Raw genomic sequence first — 20,228 nt, 5'->3', positions numbered from 1 at the left:
ACCTCTTTCATCGTAACAGGTATTGACGGCTCTCTACACCGCGGTCAATTGGCCAGCATAAAGAACAAACGTTCTTAGCATCAAAACACCAACTAAGCTTAAGGTCGTCACAACTAAGATAAAGCCGCTGTTATGGCGCACCTCTTTTGGTGTTACAGCGTTCAATGTTAATGGTAAAAGCATACCGATAAAGATAACCCCTACCCAGAACCACTTAGCCCAAAACCCGCTTCCAATCGCATTCCAAGCTGCAAGTTCAGCTTGACCACCACTGAAAATAAGCCCAGTAAAGAAGGTCACTAATACAAACAACTCGAACAATACAACGGGACGTTCAAAGCCATGAACCCATTTCACACTAGGGCTGTTTACTGGCTCTTTAAACACTAAAGTGCCAAATAGCAAACAAGCAGCAGCCCCTGACGATAAGCTAGAAAACAGGAACAAAATTGGTAGCACAGGGTTATTAAGCATTGGAAAGGTTTGCAGTGCTGATAATAGGAAACCCGTATAGGCAGCCAATATAATTGCCAGTACACCAAGGAAGAGTTCGATAGCATTCTCTAGTGGCTTGAGCTTTTGAAGTATCTCATCTACAAACCCAAACTTACCTTTCAATAAACCAACGATTTGCACCCTAAAGATGATACCGATCCAAGCAAACAGCACCGCCATATAGATGTTAAACAGCATAACACCCATCGACATCACTGACGTTGGGTTGTAATAGATCATGATTTTCCAAAAATCTAACGGTTTAGTTAGGTGGAAAACTAGAATGGTTAACCCGACGACTATGCCAAATGGTGCTAAGAAAGCCGTCGCTTTTAAGATACCGTTATCTGCAGCATCTCCTTCAATGACTTTTCTCTTTAGATAAATAGAGATCATGACTGCCCCTGCTGACATTCCAGCTAAGAACAGATAGATTGCAATGATCCAATCCCATACAACCGTACCAGATTGAAATGCGGTAGCCCATGCACTCATGATGAAACCTCCCCTTTCTGATGTGGTATTTTGTACAACTTAGGCTTGGTGCCTAAATGCAGCTTGTCTCGATACACAATTTCATTATTGAGTAGCTTACTGATCTCACTAGCTGGATCATTTAAGTCCCCAAAAACAAGTGCTTTTGTTGGACAGGACTCCACACACGCGGGCAGTTTCCCTTGTGCCAGGTTGGTATCACGACAGAAGTTACACTTATCAGCGGAACCATTTTCAGGATGGAAGAATCGAACTTGGTAAGGACACGCTAATAAGCAATATCCACAACCGACACATTTTTCCTTGTGTACATCAACGATTCCTGTCTTTTCATCTTTATAAGCGGCACCTGTTGGACACACCATCACACACGGAGCGTTATCACAATGTTGACAAGAGTTACGAGTAAAACGGTATTCAACATCAGGGTGTTCACCCATAGGTTCACTGCGAACAATCTCTAATCGAGAGACCCCTTCAGGAACATTGTTCACTTCTCGACACGCTTCTGTACAAGCTGTACAACCTATACAGGCAGTCTCATCGTGAACCATACCGTAGAGTTTGTTTCCGTCTTGCTCGACATTAGCTAAGGTTTTTCGACTACTTAATGCAGCCGTTGTTGCAACGCCAGTGGTAAATATCACCGCACCAGCGCCAGTTAAGAAATTTCGTCTAGAACAGCTCATACTACCTCTCCTCATCTTTTTGGTTAAAGTCAGAGTGGCAATCAACACACATTTGGATTTTATCTTTACGCTCGACACCAAGAACCTTGGCTTTTTTTGCGTGTACATCGTGGCAATTAGAACAGGTCAGATTCTTAGCATGAACATCGTGCGTCCAGCTTTTTTTCTGTAATCTCTCAGGGGTATGGCAATCGGTACATTGACTGTTTGCTTTTAAGATCAGTTCAGGATCTTTAAACACTTTATCCGAGCCATGTTTTGATTGAGCACTAGAGTACTTAGTGACTTCAGGTGATCCCTCTCGATGATCCGGTCCAATACCACTATGACAATCGGTACAGTTAACTTCACGCCCAATTTTTTTGTGCGCACCACCATGAGAACCAGCGAGTGTTTCTTTTGAATCCTTATGACATTGGACACATTTATAATCCTTGTCACGGATAAGCGTAACTTCATGTCGACCTGACGTATCTTCAGACTGCAAGGTTGAAGTATCGGCACCGGCATGAAGAGAATAACCATAGAGACAAAATACTAGAAGAGACTTTAGCATTATGACCATGGCCAACTTTATATTGCCCATTTTATCCTTTCCTTATATCAGTGCTAATAACGACAACGGGTTAATAATAAAAAACCAAGACTAATTGAGTCCCATAAATTATTAATAATAACCATTCGCAATTATTATTGACTGATCAAATTTAACGTCTTCCAGAGTCAAAACATTAACTCTAAATGATATCAATTCTTATTTCGGAATAAGCCACAACGCTATATCTTTTATATTAAACCCATGCCCATTTAGGGGTAGTCACTTAGCTCAAAAAGTAGACATGCATCACCCTATTTATTCTCAGGTATTATCACTAAGTATTTGATAAGTTTAAATTTAAGCAGCCCAAAATTAACACTTTAGGGGTAGAAAACGTAAATCGTGAGCTACATCACCGTGCTGAATTGATCTAGAACAACCTATTATGTGTAAGCAATTATTATTTATTGTTACATCCATTACACTCATAAATAGTTCTCCAATTCTTTATTTCGACATAGCCAGTTCACAACGCTGTTTATAACAAAAACAGAATACGGAGATAACACTGTGAAAAAATTGCATTGGATTCCTAATTCCGCTGCAGCAATGATATTAGTAGCCACAACTATTTTTAGTGCTACTGGTTTTGCTGCTTCTGGAGAAAAAGGACTAGCTGAAGCTGATCCTCGTAATGAAGCTTACGAGCAAAACCATCCTGATCAATATAAAACCTGGAAACAAACCTCAGAAAGTGAACAGATAGAAGATGCTCTTGCTGAAGACCCAAACATGGTCATCATGTGGGCTGGCTACGGATTCGCTAAAGACTATAACAAAGCGCGCGGTCACTTTTTCGCTCTCGACGATGTTCGCCAAACACTGCGTACAGGTGGACCTCAAGATGAAAAGTCTGGCCCAATGCCTATGGCGTGTTGGAGCTGTAAAAGCCCAGACGTAGGTCGTGTAATCGAAGAGCGTGGTGAAGACGGCTACTTTGAAGGTAAATGGGCACGTTTAGGTTCTGAGATTTCCAATCCTATTGGTTGTGCCGATTGTCACGATACTCGAAGCGAAGCGTTCAAAAATGGCGAGCCTGCCTTGGCTATCACCAAACCTTATGTAGAACGTGCATTTAACGCTATTGATAAGCCTTTTGAGCATCAATCTCGCCTTGATCAGCAAGCCTCTGTTTGTGCTCAGTGCCACGTAGAGTACTACTTCACTGGCCCAACGAAAGGGGTAAAATTCCCATGGGATATGGGAACTCGAGCGGGTGAAATGGAAGCTTATTACGATGCTCTTAATTTCAAAGACTGGACCCATAAAGTCTCGAAAGCCCCCATGTTAAAAGCTCAACACCCAGGGTATGAGACATGGCGCGACGGCATTCATGGTAAAAACAAAGTGGTGTGTGTTGATTGTCATATGCCTAAAGTGACCAAAGAAGATGGCACGGTTTATACCGACCACAAAGTCGGTAACCCATTTGACCGTTTTGAAGATACCTGTGCTCAGTGTCACACCCAAACTAAAGATCAGTTAAGAGAGATAGTTTCGTCGCGTAAAGCTCAAGTACTAAACATGAAGCTAACGGCTGAGAAACAAATCGTGGCTGCTCACTTTGAAGCCGGTGCTGCTTGGGACGCTGGTGCAACAGAAGCAGAGATGGCTCCTATCTTAATGGATATCCGTCATGCTCAGTGGCGTTGGGATTATGCTATCGCTTCTCATGGTGTTCACATGCATGCACCAGAAGTCGCGTTAGAAGAGCTGGGAGCGGCTGTCGATAAAGCTGCTGATGCGCGAACCAAACTGATACGTTTACTCGCAACAAAAGGCATTACAGACCCGGTTGAAATACCTGACATCTCTACCAAAGAGAAAGCACAACAAGCACTCGGTATGGATATGGATGCGATGAATAAAGAGAAGCAAGACTTCTTGAAAACGGTCGTGCCAGATTGGGATAAAGCCGCTGAAAAACGTGAAGCCGACTACTAAGTAACAATTTAGATACTCTCAAGAGCCAGGTGGATGATCTGGCTCTTTTTTATGGCCTACAGGAATCGACTCATTTACCACTGCTATACTTGAGAAAACCCATCGCTCAAGCCTTGCCAATGAAGAGCCACGCAATACTGTATCTCTACATATTGTTACCACTGCAGGTAATGGCTACCGAGATCGCGCTATTTGTTCCCCGTACTGAAACGGCCGCTTGGCAATCGCAAATACAGTTTGCTCAGTCTGCTGCTGAAGATCTTGATATAGACCTGCTGATTTACGATGCCAATAATCAATCGCAAGTTATGTTGCAACAAGTCATCGATGCCTGTAATAGACGGGTTAACGGCATCTTATTCATGAATTACGAACACATTGGTGAGCAGGTTTTATCAATAACCGAGCGCTACCAAATCCCCAGTGTTATCTATAACACTGGATTCATCGAAGATAATCTTCTCCCTCGCTCCAAGTATAAACATTGGATAGGCAGTATCACCCCTGATGATAAATACGCTGGCGCACTACTAGCAGAGCAACTTTTACGTCGGGCAGAAACGAATGAAGTGAAAGAAGTGAAGCTGTTGGTACTCAATGGCAACATGAATGAGCTTTCTGCTCAGCAGCGTAACCAAGGGTTACACCAGTTCATTAAACACCACTCCAATGTTTCCGTCGTTGCTGAAGGCAGTACAGGAATAAATTGGAGCCGCGAAGAAGCAAAACGCCTGTTCATTCAACACTACCAACAATTCCCTGAGATCAATACTGTTTGGGCAGCTTCAGACACCTTAGCTTTAGGCGCTATGGATGCAATGGCTGAATTAGCCTTGCCAAGACAAGACATGATTGTTGGGGGAATCGATTGGCTTCCAGAAGCGCTAAGAATGGTGAGTAAACAAATGCCTTACGTTTCAGTTGGTGGCCACTTTAGTGAGGCAGCTTGGGGGTTAATTCTGTTAAACGACTACCTACACGGAAGTGACTTTGCTGCTGAGTCTACTCAGTTTCACTCTCAAATGTATGCAATTAACGAGAAAAATATCAATACGTTCCAGAGCTTTATTGGGGATGATTGGAAACGTATCGATTTTAAGTCGCTATCAAAAGAGCACCAGAATGGTCAGATCTATAACTTCAGTATAAAACACTTACTTGACACCTATTATAACAACTCCAAGATGCTCACCCTTACCGATGAAGAGACTGAATGGCTAGAGCAGCACAACACACTAAGACTCGCGATCGATATTGATTGGCCGCCATTTGAATATGTTGATGATAACAACATTTACCAAGGTATGTCGGCGGACTATATCAAGATAATCGCTCAGCGTTTAGGCGTAAAAATAGAGCCTAGTGTCGGTAAGAGCTGGGAACAAGTTGTCCAAGCCTCTAAACAAAAAGAGTTGGATATCTACCCCGCTCTATCCATCACGCCTGACCGTAAAGAGTATTTAAGATTCACTCTCCCCTACCTCAGTTTTCCGATGATGATTATCACCAATCAAGACATCCCTTACATCAATAATATAAACGCATTGAAAGACGAAGTCGTGTCGGTTGTTAAAGGCTACTCCTCCCATGAAATGCTCCAAAATAACCATCCACAGATCAAATTATTCGAAGCCAACAATGTCTCTGAAGCACTAGAAGCAGTCTCATCAGGCCGCGTAGCCGCTTACATTGGTAACATAGCAACGGCCAACTACGTTATGACTCGAGAAGGCTATACCAACTTAAAAGTCTCAGGGGTAACGCCATACCGTATTGACCTGAGCATGGCCGTCCGTAAAGATTGGCCGACTCTACACGCCATTATTCAAAAAGCCCTCGATTCAATTACTGAAGAGGAAAGAAAGCATATTTACTCACGTTGGATAACAGTGCGCTATGAACACGGTGTCGATTACAATCTAGTATGGAAAATCGTGGTCACTTCACTCATTGTTCTATTAATACTTAGTTACTGGACTCGTAAACTGTCGACGCTTAATAGCAAGCTAAACCATGAAGTTGCAGAACGAAAACAAATAGAAAAACAGTTACGTGAAGAAAAGAAGAAGATAGAAAAGCTTGCGATTACGGATTCTTTAACTGGCTTATACAACCGACGCCACTACAATATTGTCCTGTTATCTGAAATTCGCCGAGCACAGCGTAATCGAGACTGGATTAGCTTTGTCATTCTTGATATTGATTATTTCAAACAATATAACGACAACTACGGGCATCAAAGCGGGGATGATCAGTTACTCTCTCTCGCAACTTGCCTCAAGGCCAACTGCCACCGCGCATCAGATTACTGCTTCAGGCTAGGAGGAGAAGAGTTCGGCATCATTTTCTCAGGCCTTTCGCCTAAAGAAGCATTCCTATTTGTAGAAAAACTGAGAGCAGAAATTGAAGCTCTACACCTTGAACACCGCTACAGTCAGGCCGCACCAGTGTTGACTGCATCGTTTGGATTGGTGACGACGAACAATCTCGACCACGAAGCAGCAACGTTGTACGAAGCCGCAGACGCTGCACTATATAAAGCGAAAGAGTCCGGACGGAATAAAGTGGTCAGCACAGAGATTTAGAGAGTCAAAAAAGTTTGTTTACCCTCATCACACGCCAGTGATATACATCACATTTCACCTCTAATTATTTTCATGATTAATTCATAATTTTTCCATACTTATTCTCCTACACTTGATTTAGGCGGTCACGTTTTAATCAGGTGTTTACCTTAGAAAAACGGTTCGCCATATTCGATAATCAATAATCACGGAGGCTAGCCGTTATGATTTCAGTACATAGAAGTTACCAATTACAAGATACCAATCACCCTATCGCTCACATAGAAGTTAACCCTGTGGGTATTTTAGATATAGAGATAAAAGAAAAGGACATTCGCCACAAAACAGAGTTAAGCGATGTCGTATTCAAGCCATCAGGTGTGTTCACCAAACTATGTGGCAGAGAGAATCAAAAACAGTGGGAACTTGAACTTGCAGTGAATGATGCGTCAGAGCTCAATAAACTCATTGGCGATGCCCATGAAGAGTATGAAATGCTAATGCGAGACCTGTAGGCGATTGACTATTTAAATTCATCGCCAGAAAGGTTTACCAACACCAAAATCAGCGCAGCATTATTTGCGACTCTGTTAGAATACGAGTTGGGAGGCACATAACTTTTCTACCTCCCAATTCGTTAAATAACCTAGCAATTCAAGCCCATTATCAAGCGGCCGTTTTCTGACTTGATGCTTTCTTCTCTGCGACATTATTGTCAGCTAAGTCGCTTCTACCTAGAGCGACTTTTCTTGACGATAGAACGCCATCAAACTTCGTCTGTTCATCGTAGATTTGCCCAAACTGCTCAATTAGCACCGACACCTGATCGTCAATAAGCTGAGCGCCTACCCATATCAATTGCTGGCAACGATCATCTAATATATTAATGGAGTGATGGAAATTGGCACCCGTGCTTTCTAAAGCTTCACCATTTGGACGCCCAACGCTATTTTTCACAAGCTTGATCAAGTCACTAATCTCCATCGTAGATTCAATACGATAAAGGTATCCCCCCTCTACTTTCTGGCGGCTCCAATAATCAAACACATCACAATTAAGCGTCACCCGTGACAGTAAAATAGCACACGAAGACATATCGAGTGGAGCAACCGCTGCGGGGGTATGTTTAAACTCAGGCTGACCTGAAAGACTATCATTGGTCGGCAAAATCAATTCACACGGTTTTCCTTGTTTAGCAGTCACAGCGTTCCAATGTATTGGCATGAACACCTGTTGGCGGCTAACATCTGTTGTGATCGCTGCTCTAGCAATAGCCTTACCTATTGGGCTTGTCACAGAGACTAACTGAGCATCTCGGATACCGTAGAGCTTTGCTGAATCAGGATGAATCTGAACATACGGCTCTGGAGCATGCGTTGCTAACCGCACTGAAAGTCCCGTCCGAGACATCGTGTGCCAATGGTCACGCGTTCGACCACTATTGAGAATCAAAGGATACTGATCATTTGTTTCCCCTAATGGTTTTGCATGTTGCACCGCAATAAAGTTGGCTTTACCATTTTTCGTAAAGAAACGATGATTTTCAAATAAAGGGCGATGGATAACATCGGTTTGAAGGTCAACAACAGGCCATTGTTGGGGCGTTAACTGACTATAGCCTGCATCGTCTAACTGAGTTAACCCAATCAAGTTAAGATCGCGTGGCTTCTTATCATGACCTATCGATGTCATAAGGGCATATTCTTTAAACACCTCCGCCTCATGGCGATAGGTAAAATGATTGTTGAATCCCATCTTTTTCGCGACTTGAGCAATGATCCACCAATCCGGTTTTGAACTACCTGGGCTTGGAAGCAGCCGACGCTGACGCGATATTCGACGCTCAGAGTTAGTCACGGTTCCTGATTTCTCACTCCAACCTTGAGCCGGTAATATAAGATCGGCCATTCGTGTCGTTTCCGTATCTTCAATGCAATCAGAAGCCACGACAAATGGGCACATCTCTAGCGCAGTTTTTATTTTGTCACTATCGGGCAGACTCACCATCGGATTGGTTCCCATGATCCAAACCGCTTTAATTTTTCCGTCAGCCATCGCATCAAACAAATCGATGGCTTTTAACCCCGCTTTTGTCGCTAATGTTTTCGTTTGCCAAAAATCGCTGATCAGTTGATGCTGCTCAGGGTCATCAAACTCCATGTGCGCGGCTAAGGTATTAGCAAGCGCACCAACTTCACGTCCTCCCATCGCATTAGGTTGACCGGTTACAGAGAATGGGCCAGATCCTACTTTGCCAATCTGACCTGTAGCGAGGTGACAGTTAATAATGCTATTCACCTTATCGCAGCCTTGGCTCGATTGATTCACACCTTGTGAGTAGATAGTGACCACTTTTTCAGCGTCAGAGAACATTTGGTAGAAATTGGTAAGCGCTTCGCTATTTAGCCCTGTTGCGCTTTCAACATCTGTTGCTTGCTTAGCTTGCTGGATCGTATGTTCGAACCCTTCAGTATGATTATCAATGAACGCTTTATCGATCTGTTCGTGCTCTTGCAAATAGCTGAGTAATCCATTGAACAGAGCAACATCGGAACCTGACTCGAGGGACAAGTGAAGATCAGCGATGGAGCAGGTTTCCGTTTCCCTTGGGTCAATAACCACGACCTTCATGGCAGGGTTCACTTGCTTAGCTTGGCGTAGTCGCTGAAATAACACCGGATGACACCATGCTAAATTCGATCCAACGATCACAACAACATCGGTTTGTTCTATATCTTGATAACTCACCGGCACCGTATCGGTTCCAAAAGCTCGTTTATGGCCGACCACAGAGGACGCCATACACAGGCGAGAATTGCTGTCGATGTTACTGCTACCTATGAACCCCTTCATTAACTTATTGGCTAAATAGTAATCTTCCGTTAGTAGTTGCCCTGAAACATAGAACGCTACTGAATCTGGGCCATATTGCTTTATCGCTTGAGAAAACTTTTCCGCTACCAAAACCGTCGCTTCATCCCACCCAATAGGCTCAGAGTGGCCGCAATCTTTGATGGTTGGCTGAAGTAATCGCCCATCATGAATAACCGTATCGCCCAACGCTATTCCCTTGGTACAAAGCTTCCCGTAATTTGAAGGGTGCTGTTGATCACCTCGAACTTCCAGTTTCCCTGACGACGTAGGCCTTGCTTCTACGCCACAACCAACACCACAATAAGCGCACGTTGTCTTTACCCATCCTTCGCTATTTGTATTCATTTTTGCCTCATCCGCATTGAGCCTTATTCTTTCCCTACCTCTTAATCTGCAACATTTACGCCAAGCGAACCAAATCAAGCACATCAAAATCAGTCAACAATACTTCCTTAAACATCAATAAGTTAAAACAAAACAAAAAACCAACTAACCCTAAATGGGTATATAATTCAATAACTTAGAGTCCATATTTGCACCAAGTTACAACCTGTTGCACCAAAAACGCCCAATAAGTCGCAATTTTATAGCTAATCACAAAGCCTCGCTGATAACTCACCACTCGAAAAACACAACGTAAGAGGCTGAAATATAAGAATAAAAAAATAAAACCTCTCAATTACATTTTGTTTGGCACTCTCTTTGCTCTACTCCAAAGAATCAATATTAACTCAGCAGTTTTGCCGTTAACGGAGTAACGCAATGAACACAGAGCTTAGCCAATACGGAGTTGTCACCTTAGTAAGCGCAGGACCAGGCGATCCTGAGTTATTAACCATAAAAGCAGCTAAGGCCATCGAACACGCTGAAGTGATTGTTTTTGATAATTTAGTCAGCAAAGAGATCCGCACAACTTTCCCAACCCATGCAGAACACATTTACGTTGGCAAGAAGAAAGGCCGCCATAGCAGAACTCAAAATGAAATAAACCAACTGATGGTTCAACTCGCAACGCAAGGAAAAAACATCTGCCGAGTAAAAGGAGGCGACGCTTTTGTGTTTGGTCGTGGTAGTGAAGAGATGCTGTTTTTGGCTCAAAATGGCATTCGTGTCGATGTGGTTCCCGGCATTACTGCAGCATCTGGCTGCTCTACTTATTCTCAAATTCCATTAACGCATCGTGGTATTTCGCAAGGCTGCACATTTATCACCGCACACGCAGACAAAGAGCTTGGCATCAAGTGGGAGGCACTCGCTTCTCTAAATCAAACTCTGGTTATCTACATGGGTTTAAGTAAAACCGACATGATTTGTCAGAAGCTTTTAGCCGCAGGTATGAAGGCAGAGACACCTATCGCGTTTATAGAGAAAGGTTGTACTCAAGAGCACCGAACGATTATTGGCAAGCTGACACAACTGACCGAACTGAAAGTGCAGCACGATATTCAATCTCCTGCGCTGATTGTTATCGGACAAGTTGTTGCTGTTTCAGAGCAGATGCAGTGGCTAGAACAACGCACGAAACACACACTTAATAGCGCGCAACAAGAAAGTAACCCGCTATTAAGACTCTCGGCATAAGTTGCCAGATAAATCAGATTCTAATTACAAATTTACATAGGAAGTGAACATAATGAGCAAGCAAAGGATTGTGGTCGTGGGTAATGGCATGGTGGGTCACAAGTTTATCGACACACTCATTAAATCATCAGGTGATGACGCTGAGATCATCACCTTTAGTGAAGAGAAGTACCTCGCCTATGACAGGGTGCAATTAACCTCTTACTTCGATGGGAAAAGTGCCGAAGATCTGGCAATGACAAGTGAAGCCTATTACCAAGAAAATGGTGTCAGCTACGTCGTGAATGAAAAAGTCACTTCTCTCGATACTGATAATCATCAAGTCACTACCGCAAATGGTCGTATAGAAGCTTACGACAAACTGGTTCTTGCTACCGGCTCATTCCCTTTTGTTCCACCTATTCCGGGCAACGACCAAGAACATTGTCATGTGTATCGTACTCTTGATGATCTTGATGCGATTGAACTATCGAGCAAGCAAAGCAAAAGTGGGGTTGTGATTGGGGGGGGCCTGCTAGGTTTAGAGGCAGCTAATGCGTTAAAGAACCTAGATATTGAAACCCATGTTGTTGAATTTGCTCCGCGCTTAATGGCGGTTCAGCTTGATGCAGGGGGAGGTGAGCTACTTAAACGTAAAATTGAAGATCTTGGCGTAACCGTTCATACCGAAAAAGCAACCACTGAGATCATTGAAGGCGAAACCTCTCGTTACCGCATGAACTTTGCCGACGGTAGCCACATTGAAACCGACATGATCGTTTTTTCAGCCGGTATTCGACCGCAAGATGAATTAGCCCGCGATACCGCTATTGAACTGGGAGAACGTGGCGGCATTGTTATCAACAATCACTGTCAAACGAACCTCCCTGATGTGTACGCAATCGGTGAATGTGCACTTTGGGACCAAAAAATCTACGGTTTGGTTGCTCCGGGGTACCAAATGGCAAAGGTAGCCGCTAGTCACATCCAAGCTGACTTCCCATCTTCAAACGAAACGAACGATCTTGAGTTTACTGGCGCAGACATGAGCACCAAACTCAAATTACTTGGCGTTGATGTCGCGAGTATTGGTGAAGTCCATGACCGAACTCCAGGTGCTCAGTCGTACACGTATAGCGATGAGATCGAACAGGTCTACAAACGTCTGATTATCTCTCAAGATGGTCAGAAAATAGTGGGCGCTGTTTTAGTTGGAGATGCAGACGCGTACGGCACCCTATTGCAGATGATGCAAAACGACATGCCACTGCCTGAAAACCCATCTGTGCTGATTCTACCAAACGTTGCTCAAGACGAATCTTCTGCGCTAGGGGTTGATGCACTTCCTGACACGGCGATGATCTGTTCTTGTTTTGACGTCACCAAAGGCGATATCAAACAAGCGGTTGCGTCAGGTTGCACCACAATGTCAGCACTAAAAGAAACCACCAACGCATCAACAGGTTGTGGCGGCTGTAGCGCGCTTGCAAAACAAGTTCTCGATAGTGAGCTCAGCAGCTTAGGTGTTGAAGTCAACAACGATATCTGTGAACACTTCGCCTACTCTCGTCAAGAGTTAAGCGACATTGTTCGCGTCAACAAAATCCAAACGTTTGACGAGCTTTTAGATTCTCACGGTAAAGGCCTAGGTTGTACTATTTGTAAGCCAGCTGTCGGCTCGATACTCGCCTCATACTGGAATGATTACATTCTCGAAGATGAGCACATCGAACTGCAAGATACCAACGATGTGTACCTTGGCAATATGCAAAAAGACGGTACGTATTCCGTCGTACCACGTATTGCTGGCGGTGAAATCACCCCCGATCGTCTCATCGTTTTAGGTGAAGTCGCGAAGAAATACAATCTCTACACCAAAATCACAGGGGGACAGCGTGTCGATCTCTTTGGTGCGCAGCTCAATGAACTTCCTGACATTTGGAAAGAACTTATCGATGCCGGTTTTGAAACGGGACACGCTTACGGTAAATCGGTTCGAACAGTAAAATCGTGTGTCGGTAGTACTTGGTGTCGCTACGGGGTTGGTGACAGTGTCGGCTTTGCCATTGATATAGAGAATCGCTACAAAGGATTACGTTCTCCCCACAAACTCAAATTTGCCGTCTCTGGTTGTACCCGTGAGTGTGCCGAAGCTCAATCCAAAGATATTGGTATCATTGCCACTGACAAGGGTTGGAATTTGTATGTCTGTGGTAATGGTGGAATGAGACCACGCCATGCGGATCTTTTTGCCAGTGACCTCGATACCGAAACATTAGTGAAATACATTGATCGCGTCTTGATGTTCTACATTCGTACCGCAGATCGTCTACAACGTACATCAGTATGGCTAGAGAACCTTGAAGGTGGTATCGAATACCTCAAGCAAGTCGTTATCGAAGATAAACTGGGTTTAGCGGCTGAACTTGAGCAAGCCATCGCGCTTAATATCTCCAAGTACCAGTGCGAGTGGAAAACCACCATTGAGAACCCTCAAAAACTCAAACGCTTTAAGCACTTCGTCAACAGTGAGCAAACCGATCAAAACCTAACGTTCACCACAATACGCGAGCAGCGCTTCCCGCTCTCAACGTCGACATCAACAACAACTAAGCATGACTTTGGCAAAGAAATCGACGTCGTTGAAGTGTAATGAACTGAACTTTAGGAAACATGAATTAGGAGAAATACAATGAAAGATTGGATAACCGTTTGTTCGACCGAGGATTTAGTCCCAAACATGGGCATCTGCGCCAAGATTGAAGAGCAACAAGTCGCGATTTTCTATTGTGGTCGCAGCAGTAAACTTTATGCGCTTTCAAATCTTGACCCCTTCAGTGGTGTGAATGTCATTTCTAGAGGGATCATTGGCTCACTAGACGACCAACCGTGCGTGGCGTCTCCCCTATATAAACAACATTTTCACTTGGAAACAGGCGTTTGCCTTGAAGAACCTCAGGTTCAATTAACCACCTACCCTGTGCGACTTAGTGACAATGCGATTCAAGTTCAGCTGCCCGACAAAATCGCCGCATAGCCGATTTTTTCATTGACGGCTTTAGCAACCAGAGCCGTCTATGTACGGCTTTATCATGATTGTACTTTAGATTGTTGAATAGATTAATTTTTAGATAGAGAAGCACTTTGCTCTGCTCAGGGCTTTCTATTTCCGAAACATTTAAACATAAGGATCACTTACTATGGATAGTACAGCCTTTTCGATATTTTCATTTAAAGGAAAAATGAAAGTATTACACCTCAGTTGGATGGCATTTTTCATCACGTTTGTCGTGTGGTTTAACTTTGCTCCTTTACTCTCAATGGTAAAAGAAACGTTGGGATTAACCACTGAAGAGATTAAAACTCTACTGATACTCAACGTCGCGTTAACCATACCAGCAAGGGTAGTTATCGGTATGCTTACCGATAAATATGGCCCTAGATTAGTTTACTCTGCACTGCTTGCGGTCTGCTCAATCCCCTGTTTTATGTTTGCGTTGTCAGACTCTTTTCTTCAAGCCGCCATTGCTCGCTTTCTCTTGGGCTTCATTGGTGCAGGTTTTGTTATTGGCATCCGCTTAGTCTCAGAATGGTTTCCCCATGATCAACTTGGGACGGCAGAAGGCATTTATGGCGGTTGGGGTAACTTCGGCTCCGCCGCTGCCGCCTTTACGCTTCCTACTCTAGCATTGGTTTTCGGTGGAGAAGACGGTTGGCGCTACGCTGTCGCTATTACCGGTGCAATGAGCTTAGTATTCTCGGCCATCTTCTACTTCAACGTTGAAGATACCCCTAAAGGCGCTACCTACTTTAAACCAAAGCATCTCACTGCCATGGAAGTCACTAGCAAAGGGGACTTCTTCTTTCTGCTTATCATGAAGATACCTATGTATGGCGCGCTTGCCTTACTAGGCTGGAAGCTCTCGCCTGCGGGCATTGGAATGTTGTCAGACTTCACCGTCACCTGCATCTACTTATCACTCGTCGCCTTGTACGCTTACGAAATCAGTCAGGTATGGAAGGTAAACAAAAATATCTTTGCTGAACCTGTTCCTGAAGTTCACCAATACAAATTTAAGCAAGTTGCTGTATTGAATATTTTATACTTCGCTACCTTTGGTTCCGAGCTTGCCGTTGTCTCTATGCTGCCTCTATTCTTCTCTGAAACCTTTGAGTTAACCCCTGTTATGGCGGGCATGGTGGCATCGGCTTATGCGTTCATGAATCTGATGTCTCGCCCTGGTGGAGGTTGGTTATCAGACAAGTTTGGTCGTAAATCAACCCTACTTATTCTTACTGCTGGCTTAGCGGTAGGCTATTTCTTAATGGGGCAAGTAGGCAGCCATTGGCCTCTATGGCTAGCGGTTGCTGCGGCGATGGCCTGTTCGTTCTTTGTTCAAGCGGGCGAAGGTGCCGTATTTGCGACGGTTCCATTGATCAAACGTCGAATGACAGGGCAAATCGCTGGGATGACAGGAGCGTACGGCAACGTTGGGGCCGTCGTTTATCTGACCGTTCTGTCATTTGTTGACTACAGCACCTTCTTCTATGTCATAGCAGGAACCGCCGTTCTCGGTTTCGCAACACTTATCTTAATGGAAGAACCAAACGGGCAAATTGCTGAAGTGAATGATGATGGAAGTGTCACTATGATTGACGTATCGCATTAATCTTAATCACTGAATCGGGAGATATTGGTTGCTCTGCATTATTAGTGCACTGAGTACTTGCACACCACTAGGTGCACTGTCTCAATAATGCAGAATCCCAGTATCGTTCAGAAGCTCTGCTCCAGCAGGGCTTTTGTTCTGAACATAAATCGATAACTATTGGACACGTGATGGGCATAAATAACATTAAAACTAAGGCTTCACTCTGCGTTGAATTTGGTGGGACTTCTTTAACGGGGTTGCGCGATGAAAATCAAGACGCGTTTCTGGTCAAAAGCCCGACGCTACCTTCCGAGCTAGAACACAAAGGCATAGTGGCATGCATCGCGGATGGCGTGAGTTGCAGTGAACAAGGGCAGAAAGCCAGCCATACTGCTACAATGCAGTTCATCACAGACTATTACGCCACGCCAGATACTTGGAGTGTTAAGCACTCTGCGAGTAAAATAGTATCAGCGCTTAACTCATGGCTCTTTTCTCAAGGTCAAAAACAAAGCCTTAACCATAATGGCCTTGTCACAACGCTGAGCACCATCGTTTTCAAGTCGAATACCGCTCACCTATTTCATATTGGCGACAGTCGCATCTATCGATTACGCGATGGAAAATTACGTATGCTCACTCGAGATCATCAGCGAACCAACTTTGGTAAAGGTTCCTATCTCACTCGAGCATTGGGAATAGACAACCAACTCGAGGTTGATTATCAGACCGTCACGCTTCAAGTCAACGACCGATTTCTGCTGACCACAGATGGTGTACACGACTTCTTATCTCAATCAGAGTTTCACCAACTTGCTCAAAGCAAACTGTCTTCACGCGAAGCAATCAGCAACGACTTCTGTCAGCAAGCACTGGCCAATAGCAGCCATGATAACTTGAGCTGTTTAATCATCGATATAAAACAGCTTCCTGAACAATCCTTGTTTGAACATCAAAAACTATTGCTCAAAAAAGCCATTCCACCAGCAATGAGGGTTAATAATAAGATTGATAACTTTATCGTTGATCGCGTTCTCTATTCAGGGCCTAGAAGCCATGTGTATCTCGTTCATGATGAAAAGACCTATCAGACTTTTGTACTTAAAGCACCATCACTTAACTATGTGGATGACCACGATGTTTTGTCTCAATTTGCCAATGAGTATTGGGTAGGCTGCCAGCTTAACAATGAGCGGATCATGCAAGTCTTCCCAACCCCTATTCATTCAAAGTTCTGCTATCAGCTGTGTGAACATATTGATGGAATAACACTTCGCCAGTGGATGTACGATAACCCTGCGCCGTCAATAGACACGGTAAGAGCGCTTGTGAGCGAGATGATCAAAGCGATTCGCGTACTACAGCGCGCTGAAATGGTTCACCGTGATCTAAAACCTGAAAACATCATGATTCTCAATGACGGGAACATCAAGCTTATCGACTTCGGTTCAATAAAAGTCAGTAGTTTAGAGGATGGCTCGACAACCGCGAAAGAATCGATTCCCCTTGGCGACGTGAACTATGCAGCGACCGAATATATTGAAAATGGCACCAGTTCTCTATCTAGTGATCTCTTTTCAATCGCTGTTATTGGCTATGAGATGCTCTGTGGAAAGCGTCCATACAAGGCGATTAATGGGCAAACGGTTCAGTCAGCTCGACATCACGACTGGCGATATCAAACGCTTCGTACTCATAGACAGGAGATTCCAATTTGGTTTGATCTGAGTCTTCAAAAAGCGTGTCACCCATCACCAAGCCACCGTTATCAAGTATTAAGTGAGTTCGTTCATGACCTTTACACACCGAACCCAAAACTGCTTAAAGCTGCACAATTACAACCGCTGATCAAACGAAACCCAACACTATTCTGGAAAGGGGCCGCTATTTTCTTTGTTCTGTTATCGGCGATTGAGTTTTTTCTACTTTTAGACCGTTAACAATCAATCCGCATAGTGTTTAGTTTTTTGGCAGGTAAGATTTAGCATGATTAATAGACTCTATAATGGCGACCCGATTAAGATCGGTTTGTTGAGAATCGAGTAATTGAACCCAAGTATCAATCGCTTGTTGATGTCTAAAGCCCAGTAAATGGTCATTGGCAATGAGCGTCAATGCCGTAGTATTTGTGGAATCTAATGTCAGCGCTCTTTGCAACAACCCCTCTACTTCTGAGGTCATGCGCTGGGAACTTAAATAATACAACGCACTCGCTTTAGCTGAAAGCTGATTGGCAGAAGCTGACTCAGAAAGTCGAATAGAATAATCAAAACTGGTCAACGCTGATTGGAAGTCATTTTCTCGCAAGTAGCCATTACCTAATTGAAACCACAGTCCTTGCTGATTTGGATCTTGAGTAAGCTTAGTTTGAATCTGCTGCATCGCCTCTGAATGGGATTTGGGCATCTCACCAACGGTTATCTCGGTGGGCATAGGCTTATAGAGCACTGAATATAAGAAAGCGGTTATGACACAAACAAGCACTCCAAAACCGGCGGCTTTTCGTCTATTTAACGATGTTGATTGTGAAAATATCAACACGCTTAACACACTAACAAGCAGTAACAATAATACGGCACTGGTCTGCATTCTGTTCCTCTTCATTACACTTTATGACATCCAAATCAATTATATCGTGATACCCTATTAATAACCTTGATCAACCATCACTATATCCAATGAAAAATAAAGTTACTCCTTCAGAAGAGACTCAACAACAAGCGATGAAAATTGCCAAATCGATCCAAAAACAAGGCCAAACCAAAGAACAAACTAAGTTGATTTCCCAAGGCATTGAAAAAGGGATCGCACAATATAAGAAACAACAGAAAGAGAGAAATAGACAAGCTGATAAAGCACGTAAAAAGAGCCAAAAGGTCAAGCAAGTCAATGATCAGCCTAATCAAGAAAGCAACACCACTCAACATTCAGAAAAAAACGAAGCAAAACAGTCGATGCTTCCTTGGATGTTACTGGTGGTGAGTTGGGCAGGGTTCTTCACTTACTTGACTCAACAATAATGGCCACTCGAATAAACGGAGCAATATTAATGAACAAATTCACTACTCTTAGTGTCATTCTGCTTCTTACAAGCATGCTGTCTGGCTGTTCGACACCGACAATGAAAGCTGATGAGGGGATAGAAGAGATCACGATTCGAATGGATTACGGCTTTAACGCAGATAGTTGTCAGTCACTTGGAGAAGTCACTGGTAGTGAAGGACATTGGTATAGTTATCTGTTCTTCCCTAATGATGTATTGATTCAAGGGGCGCTTCACGATGCCAAAAATCAGGCCCTAGCACTGGGTGCTGACACCATTTATCTCGTTAACCCACAAGACTTTGCTACGTCATTTACCGTATTTGGCATGGCATACGATTGCAATCAACCAAATAGTTTAACGAGTGATACCTATTCAGGACAAATGCTCTAATACAAATGTAAAAAAGCCAGCAAACGCTGGCTTAAATTAAGCTTGAAACCCTAGACTTTCAGCGATGTCGCTCTGTCTTTCGAGCACCCACTGACTGTCAAAAGGTCCCCAGTCTGAAAGCTGGTAATAGCCATCGTTATGTCGACGACCATCTTGCACAAACATCAATTCAATACCTATGCCGGGCAATGCTTTAAGTACATCTTGAATAGTGCGACGGGGCCAGCCCGTTTGTTCGATGAGTTTAGGTACATTCGGTCTTTCTAGACTCTCAACTAATAGAGCCAAATACAAACGTCTTGCAAAAACAGGACTCAATTCCATTGATAACATCTCCTAGTAGTTCCTTACTATTATTCGCTTTTTTTAGAAATAAACACGTGCGTTTGATCAACTTCTTTTTAATCGAAACAATTTGATACTTATTTTTTTCACCCTGTGAAATATATAAAACTCCATTTTGTGTCCTAGCTCACTTCCTGTTAGGATTTCTATACGTACTAAATTGCTGATATAGAAATCAATATGACCGTCACTATGTATGGGATCCCAAACTGCGATACCATTAAAAAAGCGAAGAAATGGCTAGAAGCGAACAACATTGAATTTGTTTTTCATGACTACAGAAAACAAGGTGTAAACAACGAGTTAATCGCTCAGTTTTTCCAGAACCTAGACTGGACACAAGTGGTCAATAAGCGCGGCACAACTTATCGCCAGCTCACCCAAGAGCAAAAAGATTCATTAAATGAAGAATCAGCGATTGCGCTACTTCTAGAAAACCCTGCGATGATCAAACGACCAATACTCTCTGTAAATAAAGAGCTGTATCTTGGTTTCAAAGCAGAGCAATACCAATCAATCTTTAACTAACTCATATTTTTTAAGTAACTTACATTTTTGAGTAATAATGAATAGGAC

At 43.5% G+C, this 20,228-nt stretch carries 17 protein-coding genes; 11 read left to right on the top strand and 6 right to left on the bottom strand.

Annotated features, from left to right (window positions below; translation table 11 throughout):
• Positions 1-33 precede the first annotated feature (33 nt).
• The 3 genes from nrfD to nrfB are packed head-to-tail and all read right to left on the bottom strand — an operon-like array spanning position 34 to position 2,265.
• Positions 34-990, bottom strand: coding sequence for a cytochrome c nitrite reductase subunit NrfD (gene nrfD, locus KP803_RS19560; RefSeq protein ID WP_248010528.1), 957 nt, complete (start codon positions 988-990; stop codon positions 34-36).
• Positions 987-1,679, bottom strand: a complete 693-nt coding sequence (gene nrfC, locus KP803_RS19555) for a cytochrome c nitrite reductase Fe-S protein (RefSeq protein ID WP_248010527.1) — start codon at positions 1,677-1,679, stop codon at positions 987-989. The genes nrfD and nrfC overlap by 4 nt, the downstream gene beginning before the upstream one ends.
• Position 1,680: 1 nt before the next feature.
• On the bottom strand, positions 1,681-2,265 hold the full coding sequence (gene nrfB / locus KP803_RS19550; RefSeq protein ID WP_248010526.1) for a cytochrome c nitrite reductase pentaheme subunit: 585 nt from the start codon (positions 2,263-2,265) through the stop codon (positions 1,681-1,683).
• Between the two features lie 561 nt (positions 2,266-2,826).
• Between nrfB and nrfA the strand changes: the two genes are divergently transcribed.
• The 3 genes from nrfA (at position 2,827) to KP803_RS19535 (ending at position 7,300) form a co-directional block, all read left to right on the top strand.
• A complete protein-coding gene (gene nrfA, locus KP803_RS19545; protein ID WP_282437348.1) occupies positions 2,827-4,221 on the top strand; it encodes an ammonia-forming nitrite reductase cytochrome c552 subunit in 1,395 nt (464 codons plus the stop codon).
• Positions 4,222-4,250: 29 nt separating this feature from the next.
• On the top strand, positions 4,251-6,806 hold the full coding sequence (locus tag KP803_RS19540) for a diguanylate cyclase (RefSeq protein WP_248010524.1): 2,556 nt from the start codon (positions 4,251-4,253) through the stop codon (positions 6,804-6,806).
• A gap of 203 nt (positions 6,807-7,009) precedes the next feature.
• Positions 7,010-7,300: a hypothetical protein gene (locus KP803_RS19535; RefSeq protein ID WP_248010523.1), complete on the top strand. Its 291-nt coding sequence runs from the start codon at positions 7,010-7,012 to the stop codon at positions 7,298-7,300.
• 151 nt (positions 7,301-7,451) lie between these two features.
• Here the strand turns inward: KP803_RS19535 and KP803_RS19530 are convergent, their stop codons facing one another.
• A complete protein-coding gene (locus tag KP803_RS19530) occupies positions 7,452-10,004 on the bottom strand; it encodes a molybdopterin oxidoreductase family protein (protein WP_248010522.1) in 2,553 nt (850 codons plus the stop codon).
• A gap of 417 nt (positions 10,005-10,421) precedes the next feature.
• Here KP803_RS19530 and cobA point away from each other — a divergent pair, with 417 nt between their 5' ends.
• From cobA to KP803_RS19505, 5 genes are all read left to right on the top strand, one after another.
• Positions 10,422-11,240: a uroporphyrinogen-III C-methyltransferase gene (gene cobA / locus KP803_RS19525; protein ID WP_248010521.1), complete on the top strand. Its 819-nt coding sequence runs from the start codon at positions 10,422-10,424 to the stop codon at positions 11,238-11,240.
• A gap of 52 nt (positions 11,241-11,292) precedes the next feature.
• Complete coding sequence (nirB, locus tag KP803_RS19520; protein ID WP_248010520.1) at positions 11,293-13,872, top strand: nitrite reductase large subunit NirB; 2,580 nt, start codon at positions 11,293-11,295, stop codon at positions 13,870-13,872.
• 39 nt (positions 13,873-13,911) lie between these two features.
• Positions 13,912-14,256: a nitrite reductase small subunit NirD gene (gene nirD / locus KP803_RS19515; protein WP_248010519.1), complete on the top strand. Its 345-nt coding sequence runs from the start codon at positions 13,912-13,914 to the stop codon at positions 14,254-14,256.
• A gap of 163 nt (positions 14,257-14,419) precedes the next feature.
• Entirely contained in the window at positions 14,420-15,889 is a 1,470-nt protein-coding gene (locus KP803_RS19510; protein ID WP_248010518.1) for a NarK family nitrate/nitrite MFS transporter, read from the top strand.
• A 170-nt stretch (positions 15,890-16,059) separates the two neighbouring features.
• Positions 16,060-17,811, top strand: coding sequence for a bifunctional protein-serine/threonine kinase/phosphatase (locus tag KP803_RS19505; RefSeq protein ID WP_248010517.1), 1,752 nt, complete (start codon positions 16,060-16,062; stop codon positions 17,809-17,811).
• A gap of 19 nt (positions 17,812-17,830) precedes the next feature.
• Here the strand turns inward: KP803_RS19505 and KP803_RS19500 are convergent, their stop codons facing one another.
• On the bottom strand, positions 17,831-18,460 hold the full coding sequence (locus KP803_RS19500; protein WP_248010516.1) for a TPR domain-containing protein: 630 nt from the start codon (positions 18,458-18,460) through the stop codon (positions 17,831-17,833).
• 89 nt (positions 18,461-18,549) lie between these two features.
• Here KP803_RS19500 and KP803_RS19495 point away from each other — a divergent pair, with 89 nt between their 5' ends.
• Complete coding sequence (locus tag KP803_RS19495) at positions 18,550-18,891, top strand: DUF2956 domain-containing protein (RefSeq protein WP_248010515.1); 342 nt, start codon at positions 18,550-18,552, stop codon at positions 18,889-18,891.
• A 29-nt stretch (positions 18,892-18,920) separates the two neighbouring features.
• The gene (locus tag KP803_RS19490; RefSeq protein WP_248010514.1) at positions 18,921-19,307 is read left to right on the top strand and encodes a DUF4156 domain-containing protein; all 387 of its coding nucleotides are present in this window, start codon (positions 18,921-18,923) and stop codon (positions 19,305-19,307) included.
• A 36-nt stretch (positions 19,308-19,343) separates the two neighbouring features.
• On the opposite strand, the gene KP803_RS19485 is transcribed toward KP803_RS19490, so the two are convergent.
• Positions 19,344-19,631, bottom strand: a complete 288-nt coding sequence (locus KP803_RS19485) for a winged helix-turn-helix domain-containing protein (protein ID WP_248010513.1) — start codon at positions 19,629-19,631, stop codon at positions 19,344-19,346.
• A gap of 201 nt (positions 19,632-19,832) precedes the next feature.
• Here KP803_RS19485 and KP803_RS19480 point away from each other — a divergent pair, with 201 nt between their 5' ends.
• Positions 19,833-20,180: an ArsC family reductase gene (locus tag KP803_RS19480; RefSeq protein ID WP_248010512.1), complete on the top strand. Its 348-nt coding sequence runs from the start codon at positions 19,833-19,835 to the stop codon at positions 20,178-20,180.
• Positions 20,181-20,228 lie beyond the last annotated feature (48 nt).

Origin of the sequence: Vibrio amylolyticus, from assembly GCF_023145695.1 — a bacterium.
In the GTDB taxonomy this organism is placed as follows: Bacteria; Pseudomonadota; Gammaproteobacteria; order Enterobacterales; family Vibrionaceae; genus Vibrio; species Vibrio amylolyticus.
The sequence above is the reverse complement of the archived record's forward strand: the minus strand, read 5'-3'. Positions and strand labels throughout refer to the sequence as shown.

Bases quoted from the DNA above. Each gene is read 5' to 3' on its own strand.
- KP803_RS19500 (WP_248010516.1), bottom strand. From the start codon at position 18,460: ATGCAGACCAGTGCCGTATTATTGTTACTGCTTGTTAGTGTGTTAAGC.
- KP803_RS19495 (WP_248010515.1), top strand. From the start codon at position 18,550: ATGAAAAATAAAGTTACTCCTTCAGAAGAGACTCAACAACAAGCGATG.
- nrfB (WP_248010526.1), bottom strand. From the start codon at position 2,265: ATGGGCAATATAAAGTTGGCCATGGTCATAATGCTAAAGTCTCTTCTA.
- nirD (WP_248010519.1), top strand. From the start codon at position 13,912: ATGAAAGATTGGATAACCGTTTGTTCGACCGAGGATTTAGTCCCAAAC.
- KP803_RS19485 (WP_248010513.1), bottom strand. From the start codon at position 19,631: ATGGAATTGAGTCCTGTTTTTGCAAGACGTTTGTATTTGGCTCTATTA.
- KP803_RS19505 (WP_248010517.1), top strand. From the start codon at position 16,060: ATGGGCATAAATAACATTAAAACTAAGGCTTCACTCTGCGTTGAATTT.
- KP803_RS19510 (WP_248010518.1), top strand. From the start codon at position 14,420: ATGGATAGTACAGCCTTTTCGATATTTTCATTTAAAGGAAAAATGAAA.
- nrfD (WP_248010528.1), bottom strand. From the start codon at position 990: ATGAGTGCATGGGCTACCGCATTTCAATCTGGTACGGTTGTATGGGAT.
- cobA (WP_248010521.1), top strand. From the start codon at position 10,422: ATGAACACAGAGCTTAGCCAATACGGAGTTGTCACCTTAGTAAGCGCA.
- KP803_RS19535 (WP_248010523.1), top strand. From the start codon at position 7,010: ATGATTTCAGTACATAGAAGTTACCAATTACAAGATACCAATCACCCT.
- KP803_RS19480 (WP_248010512.1), top strand. From the start codon at position 19,833: ATGACCGTCACTATGTATGGGATCCCAAACTGCGATACCATTAAAAAA.
- nrfA (WP_282437348.1), top strand. From the start codon at position 2,827: ATGATATTAGTAGCCACAACTATTTTTAGTGCTACTGGTTTTGCTGCT.
- nirB (WP_248010520.1), top strand. From the start codon at position 11,293: ATGAGCAAGCAAAGGATTGTGGTCGTGGGTAATGGCATGGTGGGTCAC.
- nrfC (WP_248010527.1), bottom strand. From the start codon at position 1,679: ATGAGCTGTTCTAGACGAAATTTCTTAACTGGCGCTGGTGCGGTGATA.
- KP803_RS19530 (WP_248010522.1), bottom strand. From the start codon at position 10,004: ATGAATACAAATAGCGAAGGATGGGTAAAGACAACGTGCGCTTATTGT.
- KP803_RS19490 (WP_248010514.1), top strand. From the start codon at position 18,921: ATGAACAAATTCACTACTCTTAGTGTCATTCTGCTTCTTACAAGCATG.